Source organism: Deltaproteobacteria bacterium, from assembly GCA_016874775.1.
Taxonomy (GTDB): Bacteria; Desulfobacterota; Binatia; order Bin18; family Bin18; genus VGTJ01.
The window spans coordinates 1-22,270 of the sequence record VGTJ01000102.1 but is presented as its reverse complement, the minus strand read 5'-3'; the positions used below and the strand labels follow the sequence as shown (position 1 = coordinate 22,270).

The following is a 22,270-nucleotide window of genomic DNA, read 5'->3' as shown; positions in this document are numbered from 1 at the left end:
AACAATGTGTTTGCGGGCATCGCTCGTACACGCCGCTCACCCCGGCGACTCTGGGCGTGTATCTTCGCTTCTGATTTGCCTTGGGTCCGCTAGCCCGCATGAACATTATTTATTGAAAATTCAGTAATACCCTTGTACGGTCTGGGGGATGAAGAACGTTTCACGCAACGCGCAACACGTTCGACATTTTTCGTCTTTCTTTCAACCTATAGCCTTCAGCCCTTTTTCGCTCCGAGATCGGCGGCATTGGCACAATTTAACGGCATTTCCCCACGCCGTACGCGGTTGATGTTGTCCGCCACTTTCTTGGCAATGCCTTGTAAGCTGAGGTCTGTGGCGCCGCCGACGTGTGGCGTCGCGACGACATTGTACGAAAAAATCTCGTTGGCGGGATCGAATGGTTCTTGCCAGAAGACATCAAGGCCAGCCCCGGCGATGCGTTTTTCCTTGAGCGCTGCCAGTGTTGCGGCGTAATCGAGCACTGGTCCTCGCGCAACGTTGATAATAAACGCCGTCGGTTTCATACAGGCATATTCGGCCTGACCGATCAGGCCACGAGTTTCATCATTGAGTGGTGGAGCGACGATGACAAAGTCAGCTTGCCGTAACACGGTGTGCAGAGCATCAAGCGCGCCGTGAAAATCGACTGGTACGTCCCCTGCCTTGGGTCCACGTTTTGACACGGCTAGCACTTTCATCTCGAAGGCGCGCAGACGCGTGGCTAACTCTTGGCCGATGCCACCGAAGCCGACAATCGCTGCGGTCCGCCCTTTCAGCGTGCCACCCATCGGCCCGCCTAGCTTATGCTGTTGTAACGCCGCGTGTGCCTGTGGATATTGTCGGACGAGCATCAACATGAACATGATCGATAGTTCCGCGACTGATTCTGCATTGCCGGTGCCGGCAGTCGGAACATTGGCAACGTAGACCCCGCGCTTGGTTGCGGCAGGGATATCGACCGTATCCAAGCCAGCACCATACTGCTGCACGATTTTGAGTTGTGGTGAGGCAATCGCTTCGGCGGTAATTGGCGAAACGGTAGGAATAAGAACATCGGCCTCGCGTGAGACCTCGACGACTTTGTCTGGGGCACAACAGAATATCTGATCGTCAGGCAGCTCACGTTGCAGCAGCGCCATAATAGAGTTCAAACCTTCACGGCAAAAATAGATGCGCATAGTTCTGTCCTTTGTCCCTTGATCCTTCTCACCAGCTGACCAATAATGCAGCCGCGTCTCACGATCAACCAACCTAAAGGAGAATCAGTTATGGATTACAGCCGTTATCACTACATCAGTGTCGAACGCAAGGACAAAGTGCTGGTTGTCGCTCTGAACCGCCCAGAATCACTCAATGCGATTAACGCGGCGCTGCACACCGAGCTCTCGCAAATCTTCGCTGACATTGCCCAAGATAAAGAAGCTGAAGCGGTGGTGCTGACCGGCAAGGGCAGGGCGTTCTGTGCTGGTGGCGACATCAAATGGTTCACCGACATGACGACCGCGCAACTCGATGCGTTGTTTCTTGAAGCGCGCAAAATCATCATCGACATGCTCGAAGTCGAACAGCCGATTATCGCCGCGGTGAACGGCCCGGCCACAGGGCTCGGTGCCACGTTGGCATTGTTCTCGGATGTGATCTTCGCGGCAGATAATGCGAAAATTGGTGATCCGCATGTGCGCGTTGGTGTGGTCGCAGGAGACGGGGGCGCGATCATTTGGCCGTGGTTAGTTGGGGCTGCGCGTGCCAAGGAGTTGTTGATGACCGGAGATATTATTTCTGCCGCTGAAGCGGAACGCATCGGCTTAGTGAATCACGTCGTGCCGGCTGACCAACTCATCGATAAAGCGATGGCATTGGCGACACGTTTAGCCAATGGACCGACCAAGGCGATTCGTTGGACGAAAGTATCGGTCAATAAAATTCTGCGAGATACCGCTAACCTCGTACTCGACACGTCGCTGGCGTTAGAGAAGCATTGCTTCCATACTGAGGATCATAAAGAAGCCATTCGTTCATTCGTCGAGAAACGCGAGCCGAAGTTTACGGGACGATAGTAAAACCCAGAGGAAGGAATTGGCGGGGTGCGTTGTCATTACGTTATTCCTCTCCTCACACTGCAGAGGCGCTGTACCACCGACTCGGGAAAAATCCCGCAGAAACGCGGTACATCGATTGTGCCTTGGGGTTGCGTCCTTTTGTGTATTCCTCCGTCTCTACATACGGAAGCCGACGATGGGCTGCCAAAAAATCTGAGATGGAAAGGAACTTCGTCTTCATTGCCCCCCGGGTGAACAACCCGGCGGACGCGGATGATTTCTTACAAGAGGTATTTCTGCGCATTCATCAACACCTGCCGACGGTGCGAGACAGTGAGCGGCTGCTGCCGTACTCCAGCAGTCCCCAGCGCAGGCGTTGGCAGTAATGCAACGCTTTAGCTCACTCGTGACCGACATCGCCCTGGCGCACTGTGGAGACGTGAAAGATTACGAAGGCGATGGCGCGCTGCTCTACTTTGGCTCGCTTACCCAGGCTGCACGCGCTGCATTAGCTGTGCGTGATGCGTTGGGCGCTGAACAATGGACCGGAGAGACTCCTGTGCTCGCACGCCTCAGTCTCAATGTTGGCGAGGTCACCATTGGGGTGATCGGCTCGGCGCAGCGTCGTTCTGTCACACTCCTGGGCCCCTGCGTCCATTTGGCTGCTCGTCTCCTCAAAGAAATCACACCGGGTGGAATTATTGCCCCACACGCGGCAGTCACGCGACTGCACCACGAAGCCCCCGAGATTGCCTCGCAGTTTCACCTGTGGGGCACTAGTATGGTCGTACGCGGCTTCGAGAAACAGTGTGTGACAGCGTATTATATCCCTCCCAACTCTTCTCACCGTTAATTTTCCTCCGCTCTGAGATTGGTCCGTGTTTCTCATCCGTTGCGGGTGCCCGTGCGTAGGATACTTGTGCGCTTGCTCAGCCTCGCCAGTCCTTGTGCTGATCGCGTTGTCATCTCCTGTGTTGCGTCCTTTTTTCACCATTCCCGTCTCTTTATGTGAGCCCTATTTCACACGGAAAGGAGATGTCATATGTGGAACATCGCAACCGCCACTGTCGCATATCCAGATGTTGGATGGTGCTTAGGTATCGGGCTGTGGATATTACTCATAGTGAGTGTTGGCGGCATTATTCTTGTCGCACGCAGCCAGCGCCAGACTATTGTCCAATCTGTCACCGTGCCGCAATCCCGCACAGAGAACTATCAGCATGCAGCGTGAGGGTACGCTGCATGGAGCGCGAACAGGGTAAAGCTCCTGTTCCTATGCCGATAAAGAGGGGAGTCCACATGAACGTCATCGCTGTGCCAGTTCAACACACATCGCTAATCCAGCGACGGGAAAAAGTAGTCGGTCGTCAGTATTCAGTAGCCAGTAGAGAGCAAGGGGCGAGAGGCTGGAGGCTAGAGACGAGTTCGTCTCTACAAGCCCCCAGTTTCAAGTCCCTCGCCCCGCCTGTGTTTACTCAGCCGTCAGCCCTCGGCCCTCGGGCCTTGTCTTCCCCAATCCTGACCCCCCAGTCTCCAACCCCCAGCGTGTTCCGCCAGGAAGGCGAATACTGGACGCTCGTGTTTGATAATCAGGTGTGTCGCCTGCGTGATATGCGCGGGTTGCACTATATTGCCTACCTGCTGCAATACCCCAATGACGACATTCACGTTTTTCGCTTAGTTACTGGCGACGAGATTGCCGCAGAGATGTCGACTAGCAACACACGACTGTCAGGTGTTGAGGCACTCTCTATGAGGGCCTCAGACAGTGGTGAACTACTTGATGCGCAGGCTCGCGCTGCGTACAAACAACGGATGGCAGATCTCCAATCTGACCTCGATGAGGCAATGAGTTTTCACGATCAGGGGCGCATTGACGCATTACGTGAGGAGTTAGAGTTCCTTACCCACGAGATCTCACAAGCTGTAGGCCTTGGTGGACGCACCCGTCGGATCGGGTCGCCAACCGAACGTGCACGCTCGACTGTCACCAAAGCCGTGAAGAATGCCCTCAAAAAGATTTGTGAGCATCATGCTGCGCTAGGGCTATATCTGACGCGCACCATCAAGACCGGTACGTTCTGCGTCTATGCGCCAGACCCGCGGGCGTCAGTGCCGTGGCAGTTGTAAGTACGAGTCTGAGGCAATGACGCTGATGGGTGAACGGGGTGGCGTCATTCCCGGTTTTCCCAAAAATTTTTTCAATCCCAATCCGTGTGACAGCGAATGTCACACTTGTGACACGCTTTGTTACGCCTTTCTGTATGTAACACAGCGAAGGGGGAAACATCATGAACACTGTCATCCGCACGACATTACTCGAATTAGTCCAAGTAGTTAGCGAATACGCCCAGAGCGACGCCGAGGTGGTGGCCACCGTGGTTTCACTGATTAACAGCGGCCAGGTCAGCTTGTGTGGCAACTTCGCCGGTGCCCGCATCAATCTGAGCGCCGGTGAACAGGAAGCCCTGTCTGCATGGCCCGTACTGCAGGTGTGACAGCGCATGTCACACCTGTGACACGCAAAGTTACGCCTTTCTGTATGCAACACACAGCTCGATAAGGAGAATAATCATGACCAGTGTACGTGAAGCCTTGGATGCGTTCGGACGAACCGTGAGCATCAAAGCCATCGCCCACCAGCGTGGTGCCTCGTTTCCGGTGTCGCTGCGCAAATTGACGGGCGCGCTGCCACCAGGGCAGATGCATCAGAAAGTGATTTCGTTGGATTTCTTGCAGCGCAAGCTGAACCAGTTTTTTAATGACCGCCGTCGACCGCTCTTCAAGGTGCGGTTGCATAACAAAGGGAGTGGCGACCACCGCCACAGCACGGTCGATGTGTTGTTCGATGATGTGACGAGGGCATACTCATCGATATTGCCTGGCGGTGCTCCTCATGACCTCGGTCAACTGGAGGCGGAGTATCCGGGCCCGAACCCCGATGTGCATTTCAATGACGTGAATAGTCGTTCTCTCAATGTGAATGTCATCCCTGGCGCGCCAGTCGGCATCGCGGTGGATGTCCGTTTCGAGACCGCTGGCGAGGTCGAACTCATTGTCAATAACCATCCCGACATCAACTTCACCTACTTCCATATTCATATGCCATTGTTCTTTGACCATGACGGCGCGGGGTTGGTGAACCTGAGAACTGATGCGAACCTGATCAAAACCAGCACTTCGGTTGATGTCTCAGGGTTGCCCGACGGGGTGTTCGATTCACGGCTTGAGAAGAAGTTTAATAGTGAGATTGCTGCAGGCGTTGAGGAATACGGCGATTCGCTCAATCGCATGGTGACGCGCTGGCTCGTGGGTGGCGATTTCCATGTGGTCGCGGTCGAAGGCAATGAGCAGACCCTGACGATTCACTACATTATCCCGCGCGGCCAACTGGCGCCGTTCCCTGAGAACCCGCAGCCGCCACTCGATCCAGGGCGACTGGCCAACATTGACCATGTTGTCGTGCTGATGATGGAGAATCGTTCCTTTGACCACATGCTTGGCTATCTCAGTAAAGAAGGCGGACGGTCGGATATCGATGGGCTACGTGGGGGAGAGAAGAACTCGTATAACGGACGGGACTTCACCTCATTCTTGTTGCCGGATGCCAAGTTCGACAAAAGCCCACCGCATAACCATGAGCCCATCATGCTGCAGATTGGTGAGGGCAGAATGGACGGGTTTGTCAGTGCCTTTGCGCAGCGATACGAAGATGAAGGTGAAGATCCCGCCAGGATTATGGGGTACCACAATAAGGATCGGGTGCCGGTGTATGATGCGCTGGCAACGCACTTCCTTGTCTGCCAACGCTGGTTCGCCGCCCACCCTGGACCGACATTTCCCAATCGCTTCTACACATTAACAGGGCGACTGAATCGCGATCCTCTTGGTACCTTCGAGGTCAACAATCCAGGTGGTGCTACTTTCAAGCCAGTGCAGACCAAGACGCTCTTCGATCACCTGACCGAACACGGAGTGAGCTGGCGCTATTTTGAACATCGCTACTGTTTTCTCCGCTTGTTCGCGCGCTATTCCACCGACGATACGTTTATCGTTGAGGCCAACGACCCAGCCCGCGGGTTCTTTGCCAGTGCGGCAGCAGGAACCCTACCATCGGTCTCGTTTATCGATCCCAACTTTATCGACGAGCGAGATGGGGAAGACAATGATGACGGTGCCCCGGCCAACATTGGTGCTGGACAGAACCTCATCGGACGGGTGGTCAATGCGCTGATGCGAGGACCCAAGTGGCAGAAAACGATGCTGATCATCACCTACGATGAACATGGTGGCTTCTACGATCATGTGAATCCGCTGCTGTTCCGCGACAAGGCGAAACCCGTGTCAGGGATCGATCACTACGGGGTCCGCGTACCAACGTTTGTGATCTCGCCGTGGGTCGACCAACGGGCAGTGAGTAATATCGTCTTCGATCATACCGCCATCGCCAAAACTATCGCGCGCCGCTTCATGAGCGCCAATCCACCAGATATGGGCGCGCGCGTGGCCGCCGCGAACGATCTCTCGATGGTGTTACGCGCAACGCCGCGGCTGGATCTTCCAGTCATTCCTGTGCCACGACTTCCACGACCAACCCGCGCTCGCGATCTGCGTGTGGCCTCATCAGCGGATACGGATGACTTTAAAGAACTCATGCGCGCGATGTATGCACAGCATCGCGCCCGTCAATAAGCCAATGGCAAAGCAACCAAGCACAGAAATGACATAACGTACAGTGATATGCACTGGAATTAATTTCATAAAGGAGAAACGCACATGTCAGCAGTCAAAGGTCAAGTAAACGGTGAAACCGCAATGTTCGCGACAGAAACCTCGCCTCGCGGCAATAACGTTGGTCTCTTTGGCAAAGGCGACGTGAACGGTGTCCAAGCCGAGGGCGGCGCCAATGGCGTGATTGCCACCGGTAAGGGCTGGTGTGGCGTGATTGGACTCAGCGAAAGTATCTCTGGCGGGTTTGGTGTGTACGGAGAGAACACTGCTGGGGGAACCGGCGTGGTCGGCGTCAGCAAGAAATGGATAGGCGTGTATGGCGAGACCAGCGGCCTCGAAAACGGACCTGCAGGAGTCTGGGGTGAGCACAAAGGCAACGGGATCGGCATCAAAGCGATTAGCAACACCGGTATCGGTCTGGTGGCCTTTAGTAATGGCACAGCCGCACTGTTTCAGGGGGATGTCGAAGTAACAGGTGACATTCGGCTGACCAACGCAGATTGTGCCGAGGATTTCACTATTGCCACGGACGCTGCAGTTGAACCCGGCACAGTCATGGTGGTCGGTGAAAAGAGCGCCTTGGTTCCGAGTCAATATGCCTACGACAAGCGGGTCGCCGGTGTGGTATCCGGGGCTGGCGATTACAAGCCTGGTATCGTCCTGGACAAACAGCAGTCAGAGCGCACACGGCAACCGATTGCCTTACTGGGCAAAGTCTTTTGCAAAGTCGATGCGCAATACGGTGCGATTGAAGTGGGTGATCTCCTGACCACCTCACCCACGCCAGGGCATGCGATGAAGGCGCACGATGCAACCAAGGCCTTTGGCGCAGTGATTGGTAAAGCGCTGCATCCGCTGGCAGAAGGGCAAGGCTTGATCCCGATTCTGATTGCGTTACAGTAACAGCGAGTGAAAGTGGCAATGTACGCCGGAATACGCCTGTCCTGCCTGCGCCAGCCTGTCCTAGACGGCCAGTCCAGGGTGCCGCAGGCACAGGTGAGCCAAGTCGAAGGGTATAGCGATTCCGGCTCGCCACTGATTCGCTCGCGTTCCAACATGTCCGACAAAGGAGGCTTGCAACGAATAAGATCGGATGAGTAAAGTAAGAGTGGTGGCAGAGACAGGGCCTCAATACTCGACAAGGACAAGGACAATGCTGGAACAACTCACTGTGGAAGAACGTTTAAGTGCACTGGAAAAAGAACTGAAGGAATTGAAACAACAAGTGACCGTGCAACAAGAGCAACGGTCATGGATTGAGAAAATTGCCGGGACCTTCAAAGACGATCCAGACTTTGAGGAGATCGTGCGACTAGGTCGCGAGTTCCGTAAGGCTGCACAGTGATCAGGGCCCGGCGATGTTTGTCCTAGACACGGACCATCTGGCTATTACGCAACAGCAGGCAACGCCTGCGTACGAGCATTTCATCCAGCGCGTGGCACAACATGCGCCGTCAGATTTCTTTGTCTCCATCATCAGTTTCCATGAGCAGGTTATGGGATGGAACGCCTACCTTTCGCGAGCGCTCAACACCGCAGCGGTTGTGCGTGGCTACGAGCGCTTGGGACGTGTCTTAGCTAATTTTGCACGGCACAAGTCCTACCGTTTGACGATGCTGCTGCCTCCGTGTTTGATGACTTTCGCGCCCGTCGCGTGCGCGTCGGGGTTATGGATTTGCGCATAGCGGCGATTGCCTTCTCGCGCAATATGACGGTGCTGACCCGTAATGTCAGCGATTTTCGTCGCGTTCCAGGGTTGCGAGTAGAAGACTGGACTCTCCCATAACGTACCTCCTCCGAGGAGTAGGTTTTTGACACGAGAAAAGACGAAACGTCATTCCAGGCGAACGAGGCGAAACCCGGAATGACGATACTCTATCCCGCAAATCTTTTGCGATGATCCACTAACCCCGTTCACAATCCTTTCCCAGTTCTCCCGAAAATTTTCTCCCTCCCTGCTTGTGTGACATCACATGTCACACCTGTGACACGCTTTGTTACGCCTTCTTCAACAGAAGACGCAGTGCACAGCGACAACGAAAGGGGGCGACGCCTATGATGAGCGATGACGTGTGAATCTGAACGGAAGAATAACCACTCACTGACAACTGATAACCGACAACTAACGACTACATAAAGAAAGGAGAACAACAACATGAAGGCAAATCTCAAGAAAGCCCTCGGTCTCGCAGCACTCGGCATGACCCTGTTGGCCAACACTGTTCCGACGTGGGCAGGCTATGTAGATTACCGCGGGGTCATCATAGAGCCCAAGACCTCCTACCCGAATGAGACCGAAGCATTTGGAAGTATGGTAGGCACGCGCGACAGTGCGGATAATAAGCAATACATCGGGTGTTCTCTCGATGCGGCTCCGTTTGTTACGTGTTCCGCCGTGGACAGCACAGGCAAGTTTGCTGGTTGCATTAGTTATGATGCAGGACACATCGATGCGGTCCAGAAAATGACTGACTCTTCGTTCATTGCTTTCAGGTTCAATCGTGCCAACGCAACCTGCGTCAAGGTTGAAATTAATAATAATTCTTTCGGTCTTAGATAAGCATGGACGTGTTGTCAGGTCATAACAGGAGAGACTGAACATTTCATCAACACTATTCTTCACTTTTATCGAAAGGAGAACCATATCATGAAAACGAAGTTGCACAAACTCATCGGCACGGCCGTACTGGGCGTTGCTCTGGTTTCGCAGAGCTTCCCAGCATGGGCGGGAGCCGTCTCTACTCCGCAGGTTGCCGTAGGGCCTTCCAACGCAGGCGGGAGCATGGCCGGGGCACGCTATAGCGCCGGCAGTACGCAATATATTGGCTGTACCTTTTCCAATACTGCCGGTCCGTACGTGCTCTGCTCCGCGACCGACGCGACGGGCAAGTCGCTGTCCTGTATTGGCACCCAGGCGAGACATTTGGCCGCAGCTAAAGCGATCACTGACTTCTCGAACATCGAGTTTGGCGTGGGCGGCGGCAGTTCAAACTGCAGCCGCCTGACGGTTTACAACTACTCGTATCACCTCAAATAAGCATCGACACAAGCGCGGAGAGAGAACAAACTGAACCTTCTCAGAAAGGAGACGATCATCATGAAAGCAAGTGTGAAACATATCCTCAGTCTGGCCGCGATCGGGATGAGCCTGTGGGCTACGACGATTCCGACGTGGGCCGGCAAAGTGAGTGCCGACAGAGTTATCATCAGCAGCGACCAGTCTGCGACGTGGGCCACGGGCAGTCTGACCGGCGCGCGCTACAGTTCCGATACCAGCCCGGAACAGATCGGCTGTAGAGCCTACACGCTCAGTACGTATTCGTGGACCTCGTGTTATGCCAAGGATAATGCAGGGCGTAGTCTTACCTGTGGGAGTGGCGATTGGAAATTCCTTGACATGGTCCAGGGCATGACGGACTCGTCGTTCATTTACTTCGGCATCAATGGCAACGGCAGCACGGGCACCTGCAGCGACATCAGGATTACCAATGGCTCCGATCTGCTCAAGTAAGGACAGCTGTTTAGTCACTATGAATGATCCCAAACGGTTCCATCAACATCATTCTTTACCCTTACGGAAAGGAGAACGACATCATGAAAGCGAAAGTACACAAACTCATTAGCACGGCAATGCTTGGCCTGGCCCTGTTCTCACATAGCCTCCCGGCGTGGGCGGGTGCTTCAAAGATCGATCGGGTATTCATAAGCTCGAACGGTACCGTCAGTGGGAGCTTACCGGGGGCACGCTATAGTGGGGACGACAGACAGTACATCGGTTGTTCCCACTACCGTCATTCTGTTAATCCCAACTCGTTCGCCTGGTGTTCAGCGCAGGACAAAGCAGGCAAGACTGTCTTATGTACGAGCTTCGATCCCAGAATTGTGGATGCGGTCAAAGGGATGACTGACTCCTCGCACCTCACCTTCAGGCTCCCGAACCTGTACTCACAAACATGCACCGATCTGACAATCAGCAACGAGTCGATCTACCTCAGATAAGCGACGACGAGGGTCAGGCACCGCAGTGGGTGCGTGCAGCGTACCCGCCGCCACGGGTACGAAACCTTCCACTCGCAGCTATGAAAGGAAACAAAGTATGACAGCACAGAATAAAAAATCATTGACACTCATTGTGATCTTTAGTATCGGAATCCTCGTGTACGTTGGCGTGGTCACGTGGCTACCGCCATCTCCACCGGTACCGAGTACTCAAGCCCAGGCGGATGTGCAGGCGGACCAACGCTTAGCCAAACTCGAGCACGCAGTGATGGCACTGACCCAGACACTACAAGTGAAGCAGACACAGGACACCCGACCTGAACCAGCGCAGGCCACGACTGCCGCAGCGCCAGAGCTCTCCCGCCAGGACCTCGCCAAACTTATCCGTGACGAAGTGCGCAACGCCGTGGCGCAGGAGAGCCCCGAGGCGCAGCGTGCCAAAGAAGAAGCGATTGCGGAAGCGAAGATCCTCAATTCCCCTGAGAACAAAGCCGCCTATCAAAGTGCATCGAGCGTCGTGCAGACAGCAGTCGCCGCCAAGCGCTGGACCGAGGAAGATCGCGACACCTTCAACGCCGCCATTGGGTCATTGACCACCAATCAACGCACGGAGCTGATGGGCAAGCTGATTCCCGCGGTCAATCGCGGTGAACTCAAAGTCGAAGTGAATGGCCCATTATTTTGAGCACAGGAGATCGACTCATGAGTACTGTCGTAGAACTCACACAGACAAGCGGGCCCTCTACTCGGCTCCCTATTCGTCCGGCCCATCATCGCCAGTTAACTCCTAGTGAGGTACGGACGATCTGGCAACTGCTGAATCCTTCCTCCTTGCCCGGCGCGACCCAGGAAATCCACATCACCCTCACACAGCATACCGAGTTACCCTGCGACGGATGGATGATCCAGCTTGGCCAGGCGTAGTGAAGTGCCACGCCCATTGCACTGTGAGACAAAAGTTGTAGGCCGGGATAAGGCCGCAAGCCGTTCCCGGCGTGCGTCGTGCCGGAAACGCTTCGCGTATTCCGGCCTACTTGCTGTTCCTCTTCACGTAACCGCCTTCTCCTCTCTTCGGCGCCTTGTTTGATTTTTCCCATTTTTCGACTCCTGGACTCCTTGACTCTGCGACGCCCAGACTCTTTCTCCCATTTATCCGTCTCCCTCTTTCCTCTGCCTCTCTTGTGTACAATTGTACAGTCACTCCGTGTGAATACTTTCCCGCCACGTTTCCCATTTCTGCACCATTGTACAGTCCTTTGTTACGCCTCTCTCAGCAGAACACCACTCAAGGAGGGACAGTATGAACAGGTACAGTACAACCAGAAGATTTATCGGACTCACCGCTCTCAACCGGTGCCTCAGCGTACTGCGTTGGGCAGCACCACAACGACGACGGCATAAGGAGCAGTGTATGACAAAGACACACAGAGGGCGCACATGGTTTCTTGGTTACCTGATGATGGTCGGCATGTTCGTGACTCCAGCCGCCGCCGACGTCGTCACCGACTGGAACGCCAACACCCTGACCGTGATTGGACAGAACGCCGCCATTCGACCGACGCCGTCGCTGATGCTGGACCTGACGATGGTCCACATCGCCATGCACGACGCCATCCAGGCATTTCAGGGGCGCTTTGAGACCTACAACGAACCAATTAGCAACGCTGCTGGCTCACCTGTAGCCGCGGCTGCCAAAGCCGCGCGTGATGTGTTGGCTCACCGCTTTCCCGCCCAAGCTGTGGCGACCGAATCGACCTATCAGAACTATCTGAGCGCCAATGGATTGCTGTCGACCTATGCGGGTGTGTCGATCGGCCAGCAGGCCGCGCGTAACATCATCAACCGACGCGCCAACGACGGTAGCTTTCCGTCGAATCCCGAGGTCTTCACCGGTGGCACTGCCCCAGGCGAGTGGCGCCCGACACCGCCAGCGTTAGCGCCGATGTTGACCCCGTGGTTCGGTGCAGTTGAGCCGTTTGTTTTGAAAGGCTCAACTGGCATGCTGTCCGAACCGCCACCGCCACATTTACGCAGTGGCGCGTACGCCAAAGCGTATAACGAGGTCAAAGCGCTCGGTGCCCGCGTCAATAGCACACGTACGCCTGAACAGACTGATCTCGCCTACTTCTACTCGGACAACATCTTTGCCCAACTGAATCGCGCGCTGCGAGCCATTGCGACTGAACATCTCAGTGATATTGGTGACAGCGCCCGGCTCTTCGCGCTGGCGCACGCTGCGGGAACTGACGCACTCATTGTCTCCTGGAACAAGAAACGCTATTACTATTTCTGGCGTCCCAGCACGGCCATTGTCAACGGCGACGACGACGGGAACCCACACACTGTAGGTGACCCAACCTGGTTGCCTCTCATCAACGATCCGGCCTACCCAGATTACACGTCAGGGGTGAATAGTATCACCAGTGCCTTCATGCGCACCCTTGAACGGTTCTTCGACACGGATGACTTCACCTTCACGGTCACTAGCAACGCCGCTCAGGTGGCGCAAAAGACCCGCACCTACTCCCGCTTTTCAGATGTGGCAGCGGATACAGTTGAAGCGCGGATTTTGCTGGGCATTCACTTCCGCTTTGCCGACACCGTGGCACGCAAGCAAGGCAAGCAGGTAGCGGACAAAGCGTTCGAGCATATCCTGAGGCCTACTCGCTAAGGCACTAGCGTTCGGCATTATCCGTGTCCATACGGCAATGGGTTCCTGCTCCCTCTGGGAGCAGGACACGATGAGGAGAAGAAAGAGAACGTGTGTTCCATCTATCAAAGCGCATCAAGCGTCGTGCAAACGGCAGTGGCCGCGAAACGCTGGACCGAAGACGACAAAGAGGACTTCCGCGCGGCCTTTGGCTTGCTGACCAACAATCAACGTATGGAGCTGATGAACATCCTGGCGCCAGCGATCAACAATGGCGATGTCAAAGTCGAGGGACACGGACCGTTGTTCTAACTGCGGATTGTAGATTGGGGATTGTGGAATATGCGACTGGCGCAGTGTCGAGTGCGGATGAAGTAAAGTGGCACTCTCGATCGTTACTGGCTCACTCCGCACTCCGCATTTTCCATTCCGCAGTTTCTTGTCCCCTGACCCTCGCCCTCTTCCGGAGAGAGAGGGGATTCCTGCACTGCCAACAGCTTCTGTTGTGACTGATGACCAGCCGGTCGCTCCTACGCACTCTGAGACTCCTCGCCTTCCTTTCTTCTAAATTAGCCCACAGGAGATTCGTACACTGCGTCACAAGTAGTCTCGCGTATCCCCCCGGCGATAAATCACCGGGCTACACAGTACGACGCCCCATGAATGGGGCTGAAGCCGGATGTATCCAGCGCAGTTTTGTAGCCCGGCCATTCATGGCCGGGAATCATGCGTGTGCCAATGTCGCGTGGTCCGATTTAGCCTCCAGCCTGTCGCCTAACGAGCTTTGACATCCAAATTCGGTAACGGACTTCTTGGCCACGCTACGTTATTGTTGCGTAGGGGCGTATTGCAATACGCCCCTACAGGCCTACGGTTTATTGCCGAACTTGATCGGCAAACCTCATTAGTGCCCTCCCGTTTTGTGCGTTTCCCCTTTTTCCCCGTACCGAGCGTTAGCAATGAACAATTTGTTCACTCATGCTCACTTTCTATTTCACCTCGACTGTGAACAATTGTTCACTCATTTGTCACGCCTCTCTCTGTAGAAAACACGAAGAGGAGGAGTCGTATGGACAAGTTCACCACAACTGGAAGGTTTCTTAAACTGGCAACCTGGTTGCCGCTCATCAACGATCCGCCCTACCCGGATTACACATCGGGAGCGAACAGCATCACCAGCTCGTTCATGCGCACGCTCGAACGATTCTTTGACACGGATGACTTTTCCTTCACGGTCACCAGTAACGCGGCTCAGGTAGTCCAGAAGACGCGTACCTACTCTCGCTTCTCGGATGTAGCGGCGGATGTGGTCGAAGCACGTATCTACCTGGGTATCCACTTTCGCTTCGCCGACACCGTGGCGAGCAAACAGGGCAAGCGGGTCGCGGACAAGGCATTCAAGCACATCCTGCGCCCTATCCACTAAGGACCGTACGAAAAAATTGCGTGATGAGCGTCACCCTATTGAGCCAGGAGGGGCGTATGGCAATACGCCCCTACGGAGCAACGAAACAATTTGGCTAAAGGGTTCCTTACTGACTGTGACTGTCAAATTTCATTAGGCACTCATATAGGAGAAACACACGATGACAACCATGATTCCTGAAATGCAAACCCTGAAAACGCGTCTCAAGGCGACCTGGATGGCAGGCGATTACGGACATTTCGCCACGTACTTGGAGCCCGGCGCGTTGGAGTTCCTTGCTCGGCTCGCGCTGACACCTGGCACCCGCATGCTGGATGTCGCCTGCGGCGCAGGGCAGATCGCTATTCCGGCAGCTCGCGCTGGGGTGTACGTCACCGGCATCGACCTCGCCGCCAATCTCATCGCTCAAGCCCGGACGCGTGCGCAGGCCGAGGGGGTCACGGTTCAGTTTGATGAGGGCGATGCGGAAGCACTTCCCTACGAAGATGCGTCGTTCGATATCGTCGTCAGCCTGATTGGGGCTATGTTCGCGCCTCAGCCTGACCGGGTTGCGGCTGAACTGCTACGCGTGTGTCGTCCTGGTGGCCGTATTGTCATGGCCAACTGGACACCCGAAGGGCACGTCGGCCAGATGTTCAAGATCATCGGCAAACATGTGCCACCGTCGCCCCTCATGGTCTCTCCAGTGAAATGGGGCGACGCGGCGATCGTCCGCGAACGGCTCCAGCATGGCACTGTCAACCTGCAGACCACGACACGTCGGTATCCGATGCGTTATCCCTTTTCGCCGCCGGAGGTGGTCGAGTTCTTTCGTATCTATTATGGGCCGGTCAATCGTGCGTTTGCTGCACTCGACCTCACAGGGCAGCACGCCTTGCGTCGCGACCTTGAGGAGTTGTGGCTGCGCAACAATCAAACGCACGATAACTCGACGCACGTCGAGGCTGAATATCTTGAGGTGGTCGCGCTCCGCTCTGAGGTACCGAGAAGAAATCCGCTGGGCAGAGCGTAGGCCGGAATACGCACAGCGTCTCCAGCGCAATCAGCAGCGTGCGACATCGGCGCCGATTGCGAAAGGCACGTTTCTGTTGTTAGATTCCCTCGCCTTGGCCCTTCGAGAAAGAGCCAAGGAATTGGCGAGATCCGAAACGAGGGCAGAACATTGCGACACTCAATCGAACGTCCTGGAACTATCACTATTGGTGCTTTGCTCATCGCCGTTTATGCTGCCGTTATCATCGCCTGGGACTTTGTTGCACCATTCGAGCGTCCGTACGCGCAAGGTCCGGTCAGTGTCATACTGGGCGTACGCGTGTTTGGCGTATGGGCGCAAATGATGCATGCCGTGCAACTGGTCGTCGCGCTGGCGTTAGTCGCCGGTTTATGGACTATGCAGCCGTGGGCCTGGCAACTCACGATGTTCATTGCTGGCTACATGCTCGTTTCTATCACCGTTTGGGTAACCGTCTATCAAGAATTTTCCCGTATCAAGTTCGCCTTCTTTTACATTGTCGTTGTGAATTTACTATTGGCTCTCGTTTATCCCCATCGGGAGAAATTTGTTTCTCGTTAGCCTCCTGTGCCACAATGGCGAAAGGTGTCATTTGGTGAGGCAAGGGGGACCTCCTGCATGCGACAATTCTGGTCAGTCATTACCAGCTCTGTTGGGCTGGCGCTCTCCAACCCTGGCAAGGACTCAATACCTTGCTGCAAGCGTTCGCACGCCTTGCCGATCTGACTGACTTGCGACTGGTCATTTGTTCCTCGAATTATTCGAAGCGCGCCAAACTCTATGAGAAGCTTGCCACGAGACTGGGAGTGCATGACCGGATTGTCTGGCGTTTCGCCCTCGATGAACACGAATTAGCAGCGTGGCTACCTCATGCTGCTCTGTCTGTTGCTCCTCTCACAGACTGTGCACGCAATATCGAACAAGGCTGTGCACCGCTCAAGATTCTTGAGTCGTTGGCCGCTGGCGTGCCAGTAGTTGCGTTGGATTTGCCTTCCGTGCGTGAGATTATGACTGATAGTGAACATGGCCGCTTAGTGCAGCCGGATCGACCTGCGGAGCTGGCTCGGGTCATACGTGTTTTGCTGCAATATCCAGAGCGATTGCGTGAAATGGGCGCTCACGGACAACGACACATCGCCGTGTATTTCTCCTGGCAGCGTTCGCTACACCTGCTGCGCAGATTGTATCGGACACTTCTTCTCACTAAGGAAAACCGAGATCATGAGTACGAACGTCACGTATCGATCGCTGAATGATGAGCAGAAAGCTGCCTTATTGCCATTCCGTCTTTCTATGATGGAATGCCAAACGTTCTCCTAGAGGCTCTTGGGCTCGGTATTCCTGTCTTAGCAGCTTCGATCGGTGGGATGGCGAACATTTTGGTCGACAACGAGAATGCCCTGCTTTTCCAATCCGGTAATCACAGTGAGTGTTGTCAGATTTTACGGAGAGCGGCGCAACTTTCAGTGTCGGAGCTGCACACGCTTGGTGAGAACGGGCAACGCTTGGTTGCTGCCCAATTCACGCATCAGGCTGAAGCTGAGCGCTATCTTGCGACGCTGCCGCACGTTTCTTCAGGCACAGCGAAGTAACGTGCGCTGTGCGCACGATTTGCGCGTATGCTCTGACTCCCGTGCGCATGGCGCACGCTACGGACGAGCAGAGCGCGAGACTGCGTGAGCAGGCCTTGCCCTAATTCGCGAAGCGCAGTAAGCAAGCCGTTGTGGGGAAGAATAGTGGAGGATTATGCTATGGCCGATCTGCAAAACTCGATCAGCAACTTTCTTGATTTCTCAGGCAAGACCGCGCTTGTCACCGGAGTGCTCGACGAACATTCCATTGCCTGGCCCATTGCCAAATATCTGAATGACGGTGGTGCGCGGGTGGCATTATCGATTCAGCGCAAAGCCGTGCGGCGTATGATGGGGAATATACCCAATCAACTGCACAACCCGCTGATTGTCGAATGCGATGCAAGTAGAGAAGAAGAGATCGAACGCATGTACGCTGAGATTGGCAAGGAATTCGCCCATATCGATTTTCTTATCCACTCGATCGCGTATGCGCCACCTCAATCGTTCGAGAATCGCTTTGTCAATATTACCAAGGCTGACTTTGCCCTTGCGCTTGATATTAGTGCTTACTCGCTGATTGCCTTAGCCCGTGGTGCACTGCCGTTCATGAAAGATCGTGGCGGGTGTATCCTGGCGATGACTTACTACGCAAGTGAGAAAGTGATTCCTGGGTATCAGTTGATGAGTACGGCGAAAGCGGCGCTCGACAATATCATCAGGAACCTGGCCTTTGACCTTGCGCAGCATCGTATCCGCGTGAATGGACTGTCTCCTGGGCCAACGGCGACGAAAGCAGGATCAGCAATCCCAGGCTTCGCCCTCATGCAAGAGTACATGCGCGTGAACGCTCCATTACAAGACGCGATCCTGAACTCCGATGCCGGGAAAGCTGCGCTCTTCTTATGTAGCCCGATGGCCGAGAAGATCACGGGCGAGATTATTCACATCGATGGTGGGTACAACATTCTCGGGATGATGCTCAATCGACCGTAGACCAGCCGGGACATCTGTCGACTTACCCTGATGACAATGGTCGTTTCAGCTTCACAATCTGTTGTTCAACGCTGGGCGGGAAGTCTGCGCGAATTTCAGTGCCATGTCCACGGCTGCTGCTAATGCGCAATGCTCCGCCACAGGCTGCGACCCGTTCGCGCATATAGAATAGCCCATATTGTTCATCTAAAGGCTCATCGACGTCGAAACCCTGGCCGTCGTCGGTGATCATAACGGAGACGCCAGACTGTTCTTGGGTAAAAGCGATATGCACATTTTGTGCATGGGCATGCTGACGAATATTGCGCAAGGCTTCTTGAATGATACGGAACACGGTGAGATTGGTTTCACGAGAGAAGCGGGGAAGCTGTGGTGATGCTTCAAGGGTCACCGTGAACGGCTCTTGTTCTTGTACGCCGGCAATGTAGTCTCGCACGGTTTCCACCAAGTCCGACTCTGCGAGCAGCGGTGGATGTTGCTCATTACTAAAGTTTCGTCCGATGGCAGCCACGGTATCTAGCTCTGCCGCTAGATGTTCCATGCGCTCTTTCAGTTCAGGCACGCGCTGGCCAACGAGTTCCTGGCAGGCACGAAAAGCGCGGAGCACTTGAAACAGCTTCTCATTCAGCGGAAGGTGCCATTCTTCAACCTCGCGCTTACGTTCTTGTTCCTGCGCGCGGATGATCTTTCGTTGAGAATCGCGTTGGGTATGTTCGGCATGACGTGCATCCTCGACATCCCAGGCTCTTTCAATCAGTGTGGCCATATCCTGGGCGACGAGCGTGAGCATCTGAATGTCGACGGCGTCGAACGGCAGTCCGCCTTTTTTGTCCGCCAGAACGAGGCAGCCGAGCGGATACTGCGTCTGTAATCGTACGAAGAGCAAATTGTTCTGGGCCCATTCCTGCATGCGGGGAGTGGTCTGCAATTTGGTACGCACCTCGTCGCCGGAAGATAAGATAATTGTTTCCTCTTCCAGGGCTTGCTGGAGGATGCCGTGGGCAAGGGAGCCATTCAATTCATTGGCGGGGGGGACAAGGAATTTGCTTGAGGCGGCAACGCGGTCGGTGCGTTTGCGTTGTGGATCAATCAGTAGCACCCCAGCGCCACGGCAGGAGGCCAATCTCGTCAGTTCATCGGCGAGTTGTTGCAGCAAGTCATCAAGGTCAAGCGGTGCGAGGGTGCGGTGGAAAGAGAGTAAGCGCTCTGCTCGGCTCTGCTCAGATATCGTCTGCTGTTGGCTGCGCTGTTGATGCTCATGGCCGAACATGCCACAGAGGCCTGCCAGGAGGAACGAATAAAACGCAGACATGAAGACCGTGCTATAGCCACTCTCTCCATTCGGAACCAGGAAAAAGAGTCCGAAGCTCAACAGGGCACCGCCAAGCGCTGTGCTCAAGCCAGTGACGAGTCCGTAGCGAATTGCCGTGGCGACGATGATGCCATACGCGTACACATAGGCCGGACTTTGTAGTCCTCCGCTGACCGCACATAAAGTTCCGACGAGCAGGAGGTCTGCTGCGAGGAGCATGACGCGTGGTACGGGGGTACTGCGAGATGCGATAGCGTGTAATCCTCCGCAAGCTATCAGCGCGAGTATCCCTACCGCGATGACACTCGGTGGGAGAACTGCCGTGGTGGTAGAGAGCTGAACACACCAGATACTGACTGCCAACCACCGCAGATACACCCACAGCTTTTCACTCCCCCGCAACCGTCCGGTGGTTTGTGTTCGTGGTGTTGGAGACCATGACGACGAATATGTTACTGACACCCCCTCCACCCCTTTCTGCGCAATGCTTGTCTTCCCACTATGCCCCGTTTCTTGTTCTACCTACACGCAGGAGGTAGCATAGCTAGACAAAACGAGCAACGGATTCCATCAGCTCTTTTCTCTATCAAATGGATGAGAGCGAAAAGTCTGGTCATTTGCACCACGCTGCTTCCTTCTTGTGTGGCTGCACTATAGCGGTGAGGGATCTTCTGATAGTGAGGGAACACGAAAAGACCAGAAAGGAGTTCCTCTATGTTGTTCATGCTCAAAGCGCAGATCAATAAGCCAGCAGGCGTCTCGAATAAAGAATTCTATGGTGTGTGGCTGAAAGAAGCAGAAGCCGCGGTCGCTGCCCACAAAGCCGGAGTCATCAAAGCGATCTGGAAAGTGGCAGGAAAACCGGAAGTGGTCGCTGTCCTTGATGTCGAATCTGCTGATGTGCTTGAGGCCGCTGTGCTCGGTTTACCGCTGTGGAAATTGGGATATTCACACATGGTAAAAGTCGAATGGGATGTCGTGCGACCGTATGAGAATTGGTACGAGGATCTCAAGAAGTTAGCGGCGGAATGAGGCAAGACTCCGACTCTCGCATATCGGGATTCTGTGGGAGTCGATTGCATGAAAGCGGGCACCTTGTTGCCCGCGCTCACCGTGACCGCGTTAATTGCTTCCTTGCCCTTCGATGCACCACTCCCCAGTGCGTTTGAGTGAGAGGCTCTCGGGAGCGAGATCTACGGGCAATTGAGAAGCCGCTGCGACGGCACGTTCCAGTGCCACGTGACTCTCAAGGCCGATCGCTCGAAGGATGGGCTGATAGATTTCTTGCTCGTGAATCTCTGGACTGTAGAAATCCGCTTGGCGCACTGCGCGGATGTACGTACGGACATTCGGAATGAGGTGCAAGGCGGGCATTTTGAACCCGCGGACGACTCTGACGAGAATTTCAAACGTCTGGGCAGGAAAGTATTTGATCGCACTTTGCACGATGCGGAGGAACAATCCGTGATGAGCAATCTCATCGAGGGCAACAAGCCGGAAAGCTTCTGACGCACCTACCTCGAAGCCCCGTGCTTGTTCTTGCGAGGTGGGCGTGAGCGACAGGCCATATTCTTCACGAATACGGAGCCGCATTTTTTGGTAGTGGAAATGAGTCGCGCGTTCCTGGATCATCGAGTAAATCGTTACTCCGAGCGGGTTATCCATATCGGCATGCTGACGGACGTCCCACACGCCTGCGTGGGCTTTCTTCATGTAGGTTTCAAGTTGCGCGTCTGTCCGCGCGTGCGAATGCTTCAAGACGAGTTCCCAGGCGACACTGTGGCGCGCTTCTTCTGCGCCCCACTGTAACTGAGCGTTGCGTCGCGTCCGGTCCTGACGAAACAGATTCAGCCCTGTTTGTACGTAATCTCCCACGTATTCTTCGATGCCGAGGAATCCCTCGATCAAATCCGCAGAGGTCGAACTCAACCGAGAGCCCAACTGTTGCATCTCTTCGATAGGCAGATTATGCCACGGTGACCAGTTCCGCTGCGTGACCGCGCGCCTGTAGTATTCGACATAGTGGGTCGAGACCTCACATTCAAACGCGCGTTGGCGTGCGTCGGCGGTCCATGGACCGGAAAGAATCGTCGGCAGGTCGTGTTGTGACGACGAAGGCTGAGTATCCATGAGGTGCGGATGGTTCCGTTCTGCGCAGCCCAATGCCATCATCGCTACAGGGGTGCGCACGCGATGATGGAAGGTAATTGCGACGCTGCTCTCTGTGATCTGCGAGAGGAGCAGGGTTCCGTAAGCGCATCACCTTGCGTGATTGTGATATAAACGGACGGCATGAGGAACACTCGAATCTGCCGGGAAGGTACCAGGTTGTGCTACCTGGGGCAATTAGGCATCTGTCTCGCAGGACAGGGTATCCAACAAACTGAACGACTACTCAGGCCCCTATGCCCATCCCTGTAAAGGTCTGAATCTTTCATGATTTCGCGGGTTCTGCTGAGATAGGCGCGTGTCGTGGGGAGAAACTCAAGTTCAGGGAGAGAGAAGGGAACACGCGATGATCTTAGGAGCATGCT

Annotated in this window: 26 protein-coding genes and 2 pseudogenes; 25 read left to right on the top strand and 3 right to left on the bottom strand. The window is 54.8% G+C overall.

Annotated elements, in window-relative coordinates:
• Positions 1-215: 215 nt before the first annotated feature.
• A complete protein-coding gene (locus FJ147_17230) occupies positions 216-1,178 on the bottom strand; it encodes a hydroxyacid dehydrogenase (GenBank protein MBM4257621.1) in 963 nt (320 codons plus the stop codon).
• A 90-nt stretch (positions 1,179-1,268) separates the two neighbouring features.
• Between FJ147_17230 and FJ147_17225 the strand changes: the two genes are divergently transcribed.
• The 24 genes and pseudogenes from FJ147_17225 to FJ147_17110 all read left to right on the top strand — a co-directional run bounded on the left by FJ147_17225 (position 1,269) and on the right by FJ147_17110 (position 18,424).
• On the top strand, positions 1,269-2,057 hold the full coding sequence (locus FJ147_17225) for an enoyl-CoA hydratase/isomerase family protein (protein MBM4257620.1): 789 nt from the start codon (positions 1,269-1,271) through the stop codon (positions 2,055-2,057).
• 200 nt (positions 2,058-2,257) lie between these two features.
• Positions 2,258-2,425 (top strand): hypothetical protein, encoded by a 168-nt coding sequence (locus FJ147_17220; protein ID MBM4257619.1) that lies wholly within the window; start codon positions 2,258-2,260, stop codon positions 2,423-2,425.
• Entirely contained in the window at positions 2,425-2,892 is a 468-nt protein-coding gene (locus FJ147_17215; GenBank protein MBM4257618.1) for an adenylate/guanylate cyclase domain-containing protein, read from the top strand. Before FJ147_17220 ends, FJ147_17215 begins: the two co-directional genes overlap by 1 nt.
• Positions 2,893-3,081: 189 nt before the next feature.
• Entirely contained in the window at positions 3,082-3,270 is a 189-nt protein-coding gene (locus tag FJ147_17210) for a hypothetical protein (GenBank protein ID MBM4257617.1), read from the top strand.
• Between the two features lie 68 nt (positions 3,271-3,338).
• Complete coding sequence (locus FJ147_17205; protein ID MBM4257616.1) at positions 3,339-4,169, top strand: hypothetical protein; 831 nt, start codon at positions 3,339-3,341, stop codon at positions 4,167-4,169.
• Between the two features lie 161 nt (positions 4,170-4,330).
• Positions 4,331-4,537, top strand: coding sequence for a hypothetical protein (locus FJ147_17200; GenBank protein ID MBM4257615.1), 207 nt, complete (start codon positions 4,331-4,333; stop codon positions 4,535-4,537).
• Positions 4,538-4,613: 76 nt separating this feature from the next.
• Positions 4,614-6,731, top strand: a complete 2,118-nt coding sequence (locus tag FJ147_17195; protein ID MBM4257614.1) for a hypothetical protein — start codon at positions 4,614-4,616, stop codon at positions 6,729-6,731.
• A gap of 156 nt (positions 6,732-6,887) precedes the next feature.
• Positions 6,888-7,673: pseudogene (locus tag FJ147_17190) on the top strand (hypothetical protein).
• 250 nt (positions 7,674-7,923) lie between these two features.
• The gene (locus tag FJ147_17185; GenBank protein MBM4257613.1) at positions 7,924-8,115 is read left to right on the top strand and encodes a hypothetical protein; all 192 of its coding nucleotides are present in this window, start codon (positions 7,924-7,926) and stop codon (positions 8,113-8,115) included.
• Between the two features lie 130 nt (positions 8,116-8,245).
• A pseudogene (locus FJ147_17180) lies at positions 8,246-8,556 on the top strand (type II toxin-antitoxin system VapC family toxin).
• A gap of 369 nt (positions 8,557-8,925) precedes the next feature.
• A complete protein-coding gene (locus FJ147_17175; GenBank protein ID MBM4257612.1) occupies positions 8,926-9,330 on the top strand; it encodes a hypothetical protein in 405 nt (134 codons plus the stop codon).
• Positions 9,331-9,417: 87 nt separating this feature from the next.
• On the top strand, positions 9,418-9,807 hold the full coding sequence (locus tag FJ147_17170; protein ID MBM4257611.1) for a hypothetical protein: 390 nt from the start codon (positions 9,418-9,420) through the stop codon (positions 9,805-9,807).
• A gap of 60 nt (positions 9,808-9,867) precedes the next feature.
• Complete coding sequence (locus tag FJ147_17165) at positions 9,868-10,281, top strand: hypothetical protein (GenBank protein MBM4257610.1); 414 nt, start codon at positions 9,868-9,870, stop codon at positions 10,279-10,281.
• A gap of 83 nt (positions 10,282-10,364) precedes the next feature.
• Positions 10,365-10,769: a hypothetical protein gene (locus FJ147_17160; GenBank protein ID MBM4257609.1), complete on the top strand. Its 405-nt coding sequence runs from the start codon at positions 10,365-10,367 to the stop codon at positions 10,767-10,769.
• Between the two features lie 97 nt (positions 10,770-10,866).
• Entirely contained in the window at positions 10,867-11,454 is a 588-nt protein-coding gene (locus tag FJ147_17155) for a hypothetical protein (protein ID MBM4257608.1), read from the top strand.
• Positions 11,455-11,471: 17 nt separating this feature from the next.
• The gene (locus tag FJ147_17150) at positions 11,472-11,693 is read left to right on the top strand and encodes a hypothetical protein (protein MBM4257607.1); all 222 of its coding nucleotides are present in this window, start codon (positions 11,472-11,474) and stop codon (positions 11,691-11,693) included.
• Between the two features lie 487 nt (positions 11,694-12,180).
• Positions 12,181-13,440: a vanadium-dependent haloperoxidase gene (locus FJ147_17145; protein ID MBM4257606.1), complete on the top strand. Its 1,260-nt coding sequence runs from the start codon at positions 12,181-12,183 to the stop codon at positions 13,438-13,440.
• Between the two features lie 90 nt (positions 13,441-13,530).
• Positions 13,531-13,731 carry a hypothetical protein gene (locus FJ147_17140; protein ID MBM4257605.1) on the top strand — a complete coding sequence of 67 codons (201 nt, stop codon included), beginning with the start codon at positions 13,531-13,533 and terminating at the stop codon, positions 13,729-13,731.
• A gap of 757 nt (positions 13,732-14,488) precedes the next feature.
• Positions 14,489-14,845: a hypothetical protein gene (locus FJ147_17135; GenBank protein MBM4257604.1), complete on the top strand. Its 357-nt coding sequence runs from the start codon at positions 14,489-14,491 to the stop codon at positions 14,843-14,845.
• Positions 14,846-15,014: 169 nt separating this feature from the next.
• On the top strand, positions 15,015-15,857 hold the full coding sequence (locus FJ147_17130) for a class I SAM-dependent methyltransferase (protein MBM4257603.1): 843 nt from the start codon (positions 15,015-15,017) through the stop codon (positions 15,855-15,857).
• A gap of 150 nt (positions 15,858-16,007) precedes the next feature.
• A complete protein-coding gene (locus tag FJ147_17125) occupies positions 16,008-16,418 on the top strand; it encodes a hypothetical protein (protein ID MBM4257602.1) in 411 nt (136 codons plus the stop codon).
• A 53-nt stretch (positions 16,419-16,471) separates the two neighbouring features.
• Positions 16,472-17,113, top strand: a complete 642-nt coding sequence (locus FJ147_17120) for a glycosyltransferase family 4 protein (GenBank protein MBM4257601.1) — start codon at positions 16,472-16,474, stop codon at positions 17,111-17,113.
• Between the two features lie 45 nt (positions 17,114-17,158).
• A complete protein-coding gene (locus FJ147_17115) occupies positions 17,159-17,449 on the top strand; it encodes a glycosyltransferase family 4 protein (protein ID MBM4257600.1) in 291 nt (96 codons plus the stop codon).
• A gap of 159 nt (positions 17,450-17,608) precedes the next feature.
• Complete coding sequence (locus FJ147_17110) at positions 17,609-18,424, top strand: enoyl-ACP reductase (protein ID MBM4257599.1); 816 nt, start codon at positions 17,609-17,611, stop codon at positions 18,422-18,424.
• 22 nt (positions 18,425-18,446) lie between these two features.
• On the opposite strand, the gene FJ147_17105 is transcribed toward FJ147_17110, so the two are convergent.
• Positions 18,447-20,198 carry a hypothetical protein gene (locus tag FJ147_17105; GenBank protein ID MBM4257598.1) on the bottom strand — a complete coding sequence of 584 codons (1,752 nt, stop codon included), beginning with the start codon at positions 20,196-20,198 and terminating at the stop codon, positions 18,447-18,449.
• A 261-nt stretch (positions 20,199-20,459) separates the two neighbouring features.
• Here FJ147_17105 and FJ147_17100 point away from each other — a divergent pair, with 261 nt between their 5' ends.
• On the top strand, positions 20,460-20,768 hold the full coding sequence (locus tag FJ147_17100; protein MBM4257597.1) for an MIase like protein: 309 nt from the start codon (positions 20,460-20,462) through the stop codon (positions 20,766-20,768).
• 90 nt (positions 20,769-20,858) lie between these two features.
• Here FJ147_17100 and FJ147_17095 read toward each other — a convergent pair whose 3' ends face one another.
• Entirely contained in the window at positions 20,859-21,926 is a 1,068-nt protein-coding gene (locus FJ147_17095) for a hypothetical protein (protein ID MBM4257596.1), read from the bottom strand.
• Positions 21,927-22,270: the final 344 nt, after the last annotated feature.